Genomic DNA, 12,173 nt, shown 5'->3' on the forward strand with positions numbered 1-12,173 from the left:
AAAATAAGTGGCTTTAACATCTGTGAATGATCCCAAAACATTACGTAACAGGCTGATTGGTATCACTAAAAAAATATTAACCTATATTCTTTTGATTCTACTCACTTTGTTTATGCTTGGGCCTTTCTTGTGGCTCGTATCCACAGCGCTTAAATCCGGTGGTGAAAATATATTTCAGTACCCGCCTAAATTGATACCCGAACAACTGACGTTTACGAACTTTGTTAAAGTGATGGATACCTTCCCGTTTTGGCGTTATTTGTTTAATAGTGTTGTTGTTACAGTATTCACTGTGTTTTTTAATGTGTTATTTTGTTCACTTGCCGCATACCCATTGGCGCGAATGAATTTCAAGGGTAAAAATGTGATCTTTATATTAATCTTGAGCACCATGATGATACCATTCCAGCTCTTAATGATACCAATCTATATCATGTCGTTGAATCTTGGACTAAGCAATACATATGCTGGTATGATTTTGCCGCATATTACAACAGCGTTTGGTGTATTTTTAATGCGACAGGCATTTACGGTCATCCCGAAAGAATTGGATGAGTCAGCAAGAATGGATGGCGCGAACAGTTTCCAAATTTGGTTAAGGATACTGATGCCGCTTGTGAAGCCTTCGATCATTACACTGGTTATCTTTACGTTTATTTCGGCATGGGGTGACTTCCTCTGGCCATTGATTATTGTCAGTGATCAGGAGATGTTCACACTTCCACTTGGATTAAACATGCTTTCTGGTACATTCACGTCAGATTGGCGTTTAATTGCAGCTGGGGCCATTATATCGATGGCACCGATCATCATTTTCTTTTTGATTCTCCAAAGGCACTTCATTTCGGGTGTTATGCGGGGTGCTGTCAAGGGATAAACGAATGATATTTAACAACAGGTAAGGAGAATGGCTTATTGGAATATATACTTGGTGTAGATGGAGGCAATAGTAAAACGTACGCCGTTATTGTCGACAGTGAAGGGAATCGATTGGGGCAAGGAATATCTGGTAACGGCAATCATCAGGGGATCGGAGTCGATGGATTTCTGGAAAATATCCACTCTGCAGTAAACCAGGCACTTAATCAAGCTGAACTTCACCCGGGCGAGATCAGTTTTGCACAATTTGGACTGGCCGGTGCTGATAGAGAGAAAGATATTCATATTTTGCGCAGAGCTTTACAAACATTACCATTCAAAAATTGGGATCTCGTACCGGATACATTAGAAGGTCTCCGAGCAGGGAGCCGTACAAATACAGGCGTGGTCCTGGTGTGTGGGGCAGGTACGAATGCTGCGGGCAGAAATAATGCTGGGGATACAATCCAAACAGGAGGCTTTGGTTACCGGTTTGGTGATGGCGCAGGGGGTGGCTTTATAGCCCTGGAAGCGTTTCGGGCAGCAGTGCGTGCCTGGGAATCCCGGGGGCCTCAAACACGCCTGACAGAAATGCTGCCAAAAAGTGTAGGCTTTGAAGACATGGGAGATATGTACCATTATTTTCTGGACAATTTGCATGAAGAATTTCCCCTGTCATTTACGCTTACGCTTCATCAGGCAGCTGAACGGGGAGATGCAGCAGCCATTGATATCTTAAAAAAGGTAGGCTGGGAATTAGGAATAGCGGCTAACTCAGTTGTTAAGCGGTTAGGTGGCTTTGATAATGAACCAATTCCAGTTATCCTTGTCGGCTCAGTTCTTCAGGAAGGCAAGAATCGATATCTTTTGCATATGCTCGAGGAAACAATAAAAGATGAAAATCCAACATGTGACATGATCAATTTGCCAATGGAACCGGTATATGGCTCAATACTGCTGGGTATGGACAATCTCAATATAGAACCTGATGATGACATTCTGAATAAATTCAGTTCGTATGGGGGTTATGATGCATGACGAATAAACAACTAAAAATTGCTGTAATAGGTGGCGGATCGTCCTATACACCCGAGTTAATCGAAGGATTTATTCAACAATATGATGAACTGCCTGTCGGGGATCTTTTTTTGGTGGATGTTGAAGCGGGATGGGCGAAACTTGACATTGTTGGTGCATTTGCAAATCGTATGGTTGAAAAAGCGGGCGTTCCCATCCGGATTCATTTAACAACAGATCGGAAAGCGGCCATTCAGAATGCTGATTTTGTAACGACCCAAATGAGAGTAGGCCAGCTGGACGCACGCGCCCGGGATGAGAAAATACCTTTAAACTATAACTGTATCGGTCAGGAGACAACGGGGGCAGGCGGATTTGCCAAAGCTTTACGGACAATCCCTGTTATTCTGGAAATTTGCAGGGAAATTGAGGAATTGGCACCAAATGCATTTTTAATCAACTTTACAAACCCTGCCGGCATTGTGACAGAGGCTGTTGTCAAGCATACAAATGTTAAAAGTATTGGATTATGCAACCTTCCTATTGGAACAAAAATGAAAATCGCTAACATGACCAATTCAGATATTTCGCACGTGAATTTAGAGTGGGTCGGTATCAATCACTTAAATTGGACAACAAAAATTCAAGTGGATGACCACGACATCCTTGATGAAATTCTTTATAAATTACCCGGAACGAAAGGGTTAAGTGTTAAAAATATACCGGATTTTGGCTGGGATCGTGATTTTCTACGTTCACTTGGGGCACTTCCCTGTGGGTATCTCCGTTATTACTATATGACCGACAAGATGCTTGATGATGAACGACATTCCTTGAAAACGAAGGGAACTCGGGCGGAAGTCGTTAAACAGCTTGAAAGGGAACTATTTGAGTTATATAAGGATGCTGATTTATCTCATAAACCGGAGCAATTGGAACAACGCGGCGGTGCTTACTATTCCCTGGCGGCCGTTAATTTAATCACCTCAATTTATAATAACAAAAAGGATATTCAGACTGTAAATGTTCAGAATAATGGCGTATTGACCTGTTTGAATGATGATGTTTCGGTTGAGGTTAACTGTGTCATTGACTCGGATGGTGCACACCCCGTCCAGATTGCATCGCAGCCTAAAGCATCTATACGCGGATTATTACAAGTTGTGAAGGCATATGAAGAGTTGACAGTTGAAGCTGCCGTTAATGGCGATTACGATGCAGCATTACAAGCATTAACGATTCATCCGCTGGTGACGTCGGCTGATACAGCAAAACCGCTTCTTGATGACATCCTGCGTGAAAATCGTGAATTTTTACCGCAATTTGCATAGTTATTCATCAATTTACTGGGAGTGTTTTGGGTGGTAGCAGGAATGATGGAAAAAAATAGCGGGCGTCGTAATGAGCATGTTGTCCCAGGTATTGAAGTCTTTTTGAATGAGCATTTGGATTGGGTGAAAGATAAAAAAGTTGGGCTCATAACGAATCCCACAGGAGTGGATCGTTGTTTAACAAGTGCTATTGATCTATTGCACCAACATCCCGATATCCATTTGACTGCTTTATATGGTCCTGAGCATGGTATACGAGGTAACCAGGAAGGGGGAGAACACGTGGAATTCTATATCGATCATCGGAGCGGTTTACCTGTATACAGTTTATATGGGGCGACCTGGAAGCCAACTAAGGAAATGTTGGCGGATGTCGATGTATTATTATTTGATATTCAAGATATCGGATCCAATGTATACACCTATGTTTACACGCTCGGGTTTGTTATGGAAGCAGCAGCCGAATTTCATAAAGAAGTCATTGTCCTGGATCGCCCAAATCCGATCGGTGGTACCAAGGTTGAAGGACCACTTCGGTCTGCTGATGCAGTCAGTTTCATGGGAAGATTTTTATTGCCTGTACGTCACGGGTTAACGATCGGTGAGCTGGCCACCATGTGGAATCATGAACATAATCTCGGTGTGACATTAAAAGTATCTGAAATGCAAGGGTGGAAACGCTCAATGTATTTTGAACATACAGGTCTCCCCTGGGTCATGACCTCACCTAACATACCAACGGAAGAAAGTGCCTATTTATATGCAGGGACCGAGTTACTTGCTGATACAACTTTATCAACAGGTATTGGTACGACGAGGCCTTTCGAACTGGTCGGCGCCCCCTGGGCCGATGGGGAAAAGTTGGAAAAAGAAATGAATGATCGTGATCTCCCCGGAGTTGTGTTCAGGTCAGCTTACTATACACCAATGCATGGGCGATACGAAGGTAAATTAATCGGCGGTGTTCAAGTGCATATTAAAGACCCATCCAAACTCGAGTTAGTATCGCTGGGGTTGAATTTAGTAGATGCTATTAGACATCAGTGTCCGGATGAATTTGAATTGGAAGACGGCTATGTGAACATTATCGGTAACCGGAAAGTGCCTGAGATGATAATGGATAATCAACCGGTTGAGAAGATTATTGATTCATGGACAGATGAATTAAACCAATGGGTGACAGAGGTACGGAATCAGTATTTGCTATATAGTTAACGTCAAATGGTGCGTAAATCTCTGAACGTGGCAACGGTTCGTGATAGTCAATAGTTAAGTATAGTTTTTAATATACTGATAGACAAGGAGACCAACATGAAAATGGAATTGTCTGAACTGACGACTGAAAAAAGGAACCCGGACAGCATGAATCTGGATGAGATGAGTCCTATGGAAATCTTGCAAACGATAAATAATGAAGATAAAAAAGTGGCGCTTGCCGTTGAAACGGTGTTGCCCCAAATTGAAACGGCTGTTGAACAAATCAGTGCGGCACTGCGTAATGGTGGTAGACTATTTTATGTAGGTGCGGGTACCAGTGGAAGACTGGGGGTCATCGATGCTTCAGAGTGTCCGCCGACTTTTATGACACCGTCAGATCTGGTCCAAACGGTTATGGCGGGTGGAAACGATGCCTTCTTCAATGCAGTTGAAGGCACTGAGGACCAAGAAGTACAAGGAGAAATCGATCTTAAAGCAAGAAACGTTACCGACCATGACGTTGTTGTCGGCATAACAGCCAGCGGGAGAACCCCTTATCCGGTTGGCGCTTTAAAATATGCAAACCAACTAGGCGCTTATACAATTGCTTTAGCGTGTAACAAAAATTCATTGATCAGCAATTTTGCAGATTGTGCAATTGAGGCGATTGTTGGGCCGGAAATTTTGACGGGATCCACACGTATGAAAGCAGCTACAGCACATAAAATGATTTTAAATATGATAAGTACAACGACGATGGTTAAACTAGGGAAAGTCCATGAGAATCTGATGGTAGATGTGCATGCAAGCAATTATAAACTAAAAGAACGGGCAAAACGAACGGTCATAGAGGCAACGAACGTTTCATATGAGGAAGCTGAAAATGTACTTGAACAGACAAACTATCGGGTAAAGCCAGCCATTGTAATGATCGAAGCGGCTGTTAGTTATAAAAAAGCGGAAGAGGCTATCGTTTGTACGAAAGGGTTTGTCAGAGAAGCCATTAATTACATTGACAGATAACAAAATGAATCATTCAAAAAAAGTCCTTATCACTTAAAGTGGTAGGGCTTTTTTATGTTACCAGCAGGAATGTTTCATTTATCTTGCACATATATTTTAGACAAGACAAGAATATGTGCTAATGTACACAAAAGTCTTTTTTGGGAAGCGTTGTCATGTTGTTTTTTATCGTTAAAATTAAAGGGGGAAAAGACATGAACAAGCTGTTCAAAGGCCGTTTATGGCTAGTATTGTTTACAGCTGTGTTACTGGTGTTGCTGGCAGCCTGCTCCGATGACAGTGCCACGGATGAGTCACCGGACGACAGCGGTGACAGCTCAGGGGAAGAAACCAGTGACGGTTCAAGCGATGGTGAAGGACTAAGCGGTACACTGGAGATTCAGTATTTTGTCGGGGGGTATGGTGATTCATGGTGGAAAGACGTGATTGGTGATTTTCAGGAAGAACATCCCGACCTGGAAATTGTCGAGCATGCGGGTCCAAATATTAATGAAGAAATGCGATCACGCTGGGTTTCCGGCGATCCACCTGATGTTGTTTATATCGATGGGGCAGGATCCAGTGAAACACAAATGGTTGAAGATGGTCAGCTGATGAATCTGTCTGACTGGGTACAGGCTATCGAATTGGAAGATGGCTCACCACTGCTTGATAGTTTCATCGTTGAACCGGCGACCTATGATGATGAAATCCACAGTTTGCCACTGGTATTCGACACTTGGGGAACATGGTATGACATTACATGGTTTGAAGAAGAGGGATATGACGTACCGAAGGATTTTGACAGTTTCATGCGTTCGATGGGTGATATTCAGGAGACGGCGGATATCGCGCCATTTGTCACAACAGGCCAGCATCCATATTATTTCCTACGCGGTATGTTGTATCCGGCATTTGGGGCAGCTGGAGGAAATGAGCTGTTGGAAGATGTCATTACCGGTGCAGAAGGTGCATGGACGCGTGAGCCTGTCCTTGAGGTCATGAAAAAAGTCGAGGAAATGCAGCAGGAAGGTTATATTGACGAAGGATTTGCCGCCATTAACCATACGCAGTCACAAATGAATTTCCTACTCCATGACAACGCATATATTCCAGTCGGATTCTGGCTTCCGAACGAAATGGAAGGTGACAAACCTGAAGACTTGCAGTATGGTTTCATTCCATCGCCAATGAATGATGCAGGTGAACCAATGGCCGTTGTTCCGGATTTGCGTCCATTGGCGATTGCCGAAGACGCCGAAAATCCTGAAGCAGCGAAAGCATTCGTTGAGTTTGTTTTCACGAAAGAATATGCCAAATTATTTTCTGAGCATACAGGTGCTATCATGAACCTGGAAGGCGTTGATTTGGCATCAAACGAAAACGTGCCACAATATTTGATTGATGCGAATGACATGATCAATGATCCGGAACAGGCAGAAATCTATCATAAACCGCATCCGATGAGCGCGGATTTGGAGACACCAATCAGTGATTCGCTTGTTTCGCTTATGCTTGGTAACATCACTGCAGAAGCGTTTGTCGAGGAAGCGGAAGAAGCGGCTGCTGAGTATCGCAACAGTCAATAAGTCATAAGGATGGTATGGAATGTGACGGCACCTGTGTCGAGCATTCCATACCCTTATTTCATCGAAAAGAGTGGTTGAATGGTACAATCAAAAAAACAAAGATACCTGTTTTTGGCCTTCTGCCTAGTTCCGACATTCATTATGTTTAGCATTTTTACGCTATATCCTTTATTCAGCGGATTGTATTATTCTTTCTTTGACATGTCGGGCTCCTCACAGGCAAAGGAATTTATCGGGATTGATAATTATATAAAACTGTTTAATGATGACATCATTCCTGCCACCATCTGGCATGATTATTTTCTTGTGATGACAAAAGTGATCGGTATTATGATTATGGCGATGTTTATTGCCGTTGCGCTGACACAGCTGAAAATCAAGGAAGCACCATTTTATCGGGTTATCTTTTTCTTCCCAAATATCATGTCTGTCGTTGTCATCGGCATTTTGTGGGCGTTCATTTACAATCCGGATTTAGGCCTGGTCAATTCGGCTTTTGCATTTCTCGGACTGGAGGATTGGCAGCGGGCATGGCTGGGAAATGAGGATTGGGCGCTCACCAGTCTTGTATTGCCGTCCATATGGGCTGGTATTGGCCTATTCATGCTTTTGTTAATGGGCGGGATTGCCAATATCTCGAAAAGCTATTATGAAGCGGCACGGATTGATGGGGCCAATGAATGGCAGCAATTTTGGAAAGTCACGCTGCCGCTAGTCTGGCCACAGATAAAAATTTCCATCCTGTATATTGTGATTACAACCCTGAATGGGTCGTTTATCATTGTTCAGGTTATGACTGGAGGCGGACCGAATAACGCCACACATGTGATGGGATCCTATCTCTATCAGCAGGCTTTCCAGCAGTATAATTTTGGCTACGGCGCAACAATCGGGGTCATGATTTTAGCCATTTCGTTAATGACGGTATTAATCCTGCAATTATTGCTGAAGCGGGATAAGGTGGAATACTGATGGAGAGGGGGACACTAGCATGAAACGAAGTGTCGGCGAAATGATATCCCGGATGGGAATACGAGTGCCGCTGATTTTGTGGTCCATTGCCGTGTTGTATCCGATCTTATGGATGTTTATTGGCTCGTTTAAATCAAACGCGGAAATTTATGCTAATCCATGGGGGTTCCCAGAAACGTGGAATTTCCACAATTTTGTAACGGCTTGGACGGAGTATAATATTGATACGAGTGTTTTTAACAGTTTGATCGTGACGGTTGTCGGTGCATTGCTGACACTCGTTCTGGCGATCCCGACTGCCTATGCGCTTGAACGCATTCGCTTTAAAGGCAGCCACTTCCTGTTCACGTTATATATTTCAGCCATGATGATTCCGATGGTACTTGGCTGGATTCCACTGTTTTTCCTGCTGGCACAATTCAATTTATTGGATAATATTTTTGGACTTGCCATTGTGTATGCGATCAGCCAGCTGCCATTTTCCATTTTTGTACTGACAAGTTTCATCAGTACGATTCCGAAATCATTGGAAGAATCAGCGGCAATGGATGGGATGTCCCCTTATGGTGTACTGTGGAAAATTATCACGCCGCTTTCCATGTCGGGCATCATTACCGTAACGATTATGAACGCCATTCAGTTCTGGAATGAATATTTCATGGCCCTGATTTTCCTGCAGTCGGAGGAAAATTACACGCTGGCATTGGCGATTGATTTTATCAGCAGTGAAGCCCAATATACCAATGCGTGGGGAACACTATTTGCCAGTCTCGTGATCGCGATTGTGCCGGTCATCATTTTGTACGCGATTTTCCAGCAGCGGATTGCCAAAGGTATGACCGAGGGCGCGATCAAAGGATAAGCTTGAAAAAGGGTGCCCCGATTGTTGAATCGGGGCACCCAAACGATTTTGAAGGGGGAAATTTCTACATATAGTTATCATAGCTTGCTAGCGTTCGTGTGTCTATGCGACATAAGCATTAAAAATATTGGGCAAGTCGATCAAACGATGTCGAATGACTCAGGTAAAACGATTCATACTGTCAATTGGTTGTCAGTCTCAAGTGAAATGACTATACTGGTATTATTATGCAAAGCAAGGAAGGTTTTCATTTATGAGTCATTCACTGCTGAAAAATAGATGGATTGTATGGGCGCTCGTTCTTCTCATGACACTCATTTGGGGCTATGCTTGGGTCTTCATGAAAGCTTCACTCAATTTTATGGGACCGTTTACGTTTTCGGCGTTTCGATTTGGAACCGGAGCTGCTACACTGCTTATCGCTGTCTGGCTCTTGAAAGCAGCCAAACCACCAAGGAATATGTGGAAACACTTGATTGTCGTCGGCCTGTTGCAAACAACAATCGTGTTTACGTTTGTGATGTATGGTATGCAGTTTGTCGATGCCGGCAAGTCGTCTGTATTGCTTTATTCTATGCCGCTCTGGAGCAGTATTTTTGCTGTCAAGCTTTTGGGTGAAAAAATCACAACGGGAAAGGCTCTTGGCCTTATGGTTGGGATGTTAGGTCTAGTAACGATTCTTGGCTGGGATATCTTTTTTGTGCAGAATCCCGGGGTCATATTTGGAGAGCTGTTGATTATTGTCGCAGCTGTGTCCTGGGCCGCAGCAAACGTGTACTATCGGCTTAAACTTGAGGGGATGACGCAGCTGCAGGTGTCAGCCTATCAAATGCTATTTGGGACAATCGGTATTGTCATAGCTGCGATGCTTGCAGAATGGGGCGATCCTGTACTGTTAACGAGTGAGAGTATTAGTTACATATTGTTTACTGGTGTACTGGCTTCGGCATTATGTTTTACCGTCTGGTTTCTACTGTTGAGCGTTATTGATATGATCTCAGCAACCTTATCCACATTGCTTGTGCCGGTGTTTGGCCTGTTTTTTGGCTGGCTGATTTTAGGCGAAGAGCTGACGAATAGCATTCTGATCGGATCCGCGATGATCATTGCGGGGATCGGAATCGCGCAGGTGTTTGGGAAAGGGAAAGCGCTGGGGAATAGGTTGGAAGCCAAATTACCGGCAAATCACTAACGTTAATGGCAAAAACACTAACGTTCACAATGAAAAAGCTAACGTTCATACGTCGCTTGTAAAAAATGCCCCTCCGCCAAGTTTGCGCTGGGGTATTTTTAATGTTTACACGAATTTCCGATACCCCAACCATGGACATATCATAGCCATCAACGTACAATAAAAGAAAGTCGAATTTTGCGAGTGATGATCATGCAGATACAATCGTTCAAAAAAGTACAGGAAGCTTCCTATTTAACCGCCGATAAAGCGTGGAGCTACCGGGCGGTTCTCCGCTACTTTTACGTCCAGCATGAACGGATGCGGGAATTTCTGTTTCCGGAAGAGATTTTTGCGCATCTGAAGGATTTGGACGGTTTTCAGGATTACACGGAAGATCAGCTGCACCAGGACCTTGACCAGCTGGTGAAATGGAACAATTTGATTGCCAGGCAGGAAGTGAGTCGTGCCAGCACGATCGAGGAATTCAAGAAAAAACGCTATCGCTATCAATGTACGCCGTATACAGTTGAGTTTGAACGGATGCTGGAGCAAATGGAACGGGGTGGCAATGTTTTCGGGGGATCGCTGGAACGGAAAGAATTTGAGCGCCTTTACCAGGAATTGTTAAAAATGGAGAAAATGATTGATGATCAGGAACTGCCGCCAGCTGATGAATGTTCTCAATTGTGGAATGATATTTTCAGCTATTTCCGCACGATTAACCGAAACACGTCCGATTATATGGCACATATCAATAGTGAAGAAGCCGAAGAGCGGATGCAGGCAGAAGCATTCCTTGCCTACAAGGATCAGTTTACGACGTATTTGCGGGATTTTATCATCGGTCTTCAGCAGACAGCCCTAAAAATTCAACAGCTGCTGCACTCGATGCCTATAGAGCAATTAAAGCCGCTCATCAAACAGGTCGTTATCCATCAGCAGCAGGTCCCGCGCTTCGAGGATGCCGGACTGGATGAAGAGGGATTAATCGAGGAGCAACAGGAAAAATGGCACAGTTTATGCGAATGGTTCCTGGGCAACGCACACGGTGAAAGTAACCTTGACATGCTGCAGTCACGCACGAATGAGCAAATCCGACGTATCACTCGGATCGTTCAGCGCCTTGGTGAACGCCACCATTATTTCCGCAGCCGTAAAAAGGACTACCTGCATCTGGCGGCGTGGTTTGACGCACTGGATAATGTCACCAACGCACATGAATTGTCATCGGTTGCTTTCGGTGTTTTCCATACACGGCACTTGTTCAGTGATCACGTTCCAACCGATGATATTTACACCGATATTTGGGATGATGCCCCGATGACGCATGAAACCAAACCGCGCATCCGGCATTACCGTGAAAAGACGCGCCCCGGTGCGATTGTCAGCCAGCAAAAGCGGAAAGAAGCAGCACGGGCTGCGCATTTGCACCGTAAACAGCTCGAACAGAAAACGCTTGAAAAATATATGACCGGAAACGAAATCAGGCTGGAAACATTGCCGACGGTTGAGCCGTATGTCAGGAAAATGCTCTTGAGCTGGGTAGGTAAGGCGATGGCACAACAGGATCGGACATTTAAGACGGAATACGGCCGCCAAGTAAAAATCATCATGCAGCAGAACGAACGGGTTGTTTTACACGCAGAAGACGGCGCTATCGACATGCCGAATGTGACATTTCAGTTTCTTCCTTAATAAATGATTTTCGGTCAGGTTTTAAAAATTGAAATTGGCTCCTTCTCCGTTTTTCCAGAGCACGAGAATCAACAGAAGAGCGCGGGAATCGACAGAAGAGCGAAGGAAATCAACAGAAGAGCGCGGGAATCAACAGAAGAGCACGAGAATCAACAGAAGAGCGCGAGAATCGACAGAAGAGCGCGGGAATCAACAGAAGAGCGCGAGAATCAACAGAAGAGCGCAGGAATCAACAGAAGAGGGCGAGAATCAACAGAAGAACGCAGGGAATCAACAGAAGAGCGCGAGAATCAACAGAAGAGCGCAGGGAATCAACAGAAGAACGCAGGGAATCAACAGAAGAACGCGGGAATCGACAGAAGAACGCGAGAATCGACAGAAGAACGCGAGAATCGACAGAAGAGCGAAGGGAATCAACAGAAGAGCAAAAGGAATCAACAGAAGAATTGATTCCGGCTTCCGGTAGGCCTCTGTAA

The 12,173-nt window shown here is 44.3% G+C and carries 11 protein-coding genes; all 11 read left to right on the top strand.

Annotated features, from left to right (window positions below; all coding sequences use genetic code 11):
- Positions 1–7 precede the first annotated feature (7 nt).
- Positions 8–877 (top strand): carbohydrate ABC transporter permease, encoded by an 870-nt coding sequence (locus ACFQ4A_RS10725; protein WP_382400407.1) that lies wholly within the window; start codon positions 8–10, stop codon positions 875–877.
- Between the two features lie 38 nt (positions 878–915).
- Positions 916–1,896: an N-acetylglucosamine kinase gene (locus ACFQ4A_RS10730; RefSeq protein WP_382400409.1), complete on the top strand. Its 981-nt coding sequence runs from the start codon at positions 916–918 to the stop codon at positions 1,894–1,896.
- Positions 1,893–3,206 (top strand): 6-phospho-beta-glucosidase, encoded by a 1,314-nt coding sequence (locus ACFQ4A_RS10735; RefSeq protein WP_382400411.1) that lies wholly within the window; start codon positions 1,893–1,895, stop codon positions 3,204–3,206. Before ACFQ4A_RS10730 ends, ACFQ4A_RS10735 begins: the two co-directional genes overlap by 4 nt.
- A 42-nt stretch (positions 3,207–3,248) precedes the next feature.
- Complete coding sequence (locus ACFQ4A_RS10740) at positions 3,249–4,421, top strand: exo-beta-N-acetylmuramidase NamZ family protein (protein ID WP_382400413.1); 1,173 nt, start codon at positions 3,249–3,251, stop codon at positions 4,419–4,421.
- A 96-nt stretch (positions 4,422–4,517) separates the two neighbouring features.
- Positions 4,518–5,426, top strand: a complete 909-nt coding sequence (murQ, locus tag ACFQ4A_RS10745) for an N-acetylmuramic acid 6-phosphate etherase (protein WP_382400415.1) — start codon at positions 4,518–4,520, stop codon at positions 5,424–5,426.
- A gap of 194 nt (positions 5,427–5,620) precedes the next feature.
- Positions 5,621–6,994, top strand: coding sequence for an ABC transporter substrate-binding protein (locus ACFQ4A_RS10750; protein ID WP_382400417.1), 1,374 nt, complete (start codon positions 5,621–5,623; stop codon positions 6,992–6,994).
- 78 nt (positions 6,995–7,072) lie between these two features.
- Positions 7,073–7,966, top strand: a complete 894-nt coding sequence (locus ACFQ4A_RS10755; protein WP_382400419.1) for a carbohydrate ABC transporter permease — start codon at positions 7,073–7,075, stop codon at positions 7,964–7,966.
- 19 nt (positions 7,967–7,985) lie between these two features.
- Positions 7,986–8,828, top strand: coding sequence for a carbohydrate ABC transporter permease (locus tag ACFQ4A_RS10760; RefSeq protein WP_382400421.1), 843 nt, complete (start codon positions 7,986–7,988; stop codon positions 8,826–8,828).
- Positions 8,829–9,081: 253 nt separating this feature from the next.
- Positions 9,082–10,020 (top strand): DMT family transporter, encoded by a 939-nt coding sequence (locus tag ACFQ4A_RS10765; protein ID WP_382400423.1) that lies wholly within the window; start codon positions 9,082–9,084, stop codon positions 10,018–10,020.
- A 192-nt stretch (positions 10,021–10,212) separates the two neighbouring features.
- Positions 10,213–11,697, top strand: a complete 1,485-nt coding sequence (locus ACFQ4A_RS10770; RefSeq protein ID WP_382400425.1) for a TIGR02677 family protein — start codon at positions 10,213–10,215, stop codon at positions 11,695–11,697.
- A 28-nt stretch (positions 11,698–11,725) separates the two neighbouring features.
- Complete coding sequence (locus ACFQ4A_RS10775) at positions 11,726–12,163, top strand: hypothetical protein (RefSeq protein WP_382400427.1); 438 nt, start codon at positions 11,726–11,728, stop codon at positions 12,161–12,163.
- The last annotated feature ends 10 nt before the right edge of the window (positions 12,164–12,173 follow it).

The sequence above is a fragment of the Lentibacillus salinarum genome (assembly GCF_042679865.1).
GTDB classification, from domain to species: domain Bacteria; phylum Bacillota; class Bacilli; order Bacillales; family Amphibacillaceae; genus Lentibacillus; species Lentibacillus salinarum.

Excerpts from the sequence above, each read along its gene's own strand:
- ACFQ4A_RS10735 (WP_382400411.1), top strand. The coding sequence starts at position 1,893 with ATGACGAATAAACAACTAAAAATTGCTGTAATAGGTGGCGGATCGTCC.
- ACFQ4A_RS10740 (WP_382400413.1), top strand. The coding sequence starts at position 3,249 with ATGATGGAAAAAAATAGCGGGCGTCGTAATGAGCATGTTGTCCCAGGT.
- murQ (WP_382400415.1), top strand. The coding sequence starts at position 4,518 with ATGAAAATGGAATTGTCTGAACTGACGACTGAAAAAAGGAACCCGGAC.
- ACFQ4A_RS10750 (WP_382400417.1), top strand. The coding sequence starts at position 5,621 with ATGAACAAGCTGTTCAAAGGCCGTTTATGGCTAGTATTGTTTACAGCT.
- ACFQ4A_RS10755 (WP_382400419.1), top strand. The coding sequence starts at position 7,073 with ATGGTACAATCAAAAAAACAAAGATACCTGTTTTTGGCCTTCTGCCTA.
- ACFQ4A_RS10760 (WP_382400421.1), top strand. The coding sequence starts at position 7,986 with ATGAAACGAAGTGTCGGCGAAATGATATCCCGGATGGGAATACGAGTG.
- ACFQ4A_RS10765 (WP_382400423.1), top strand. The coding sequence starts at position 9,082 with ATGAGTCATTCACTGCTGAAAAATAGATGGATTGTATGGGCGCTCGTT.
- ACFQ4A_RS10770 (WP_382400425.1), top strand. The coding sequence starts at position 10,213 with ATGCAGATACAATCGTTCAAAAAAGTACAGGAAGCTTCCTATTTAACC.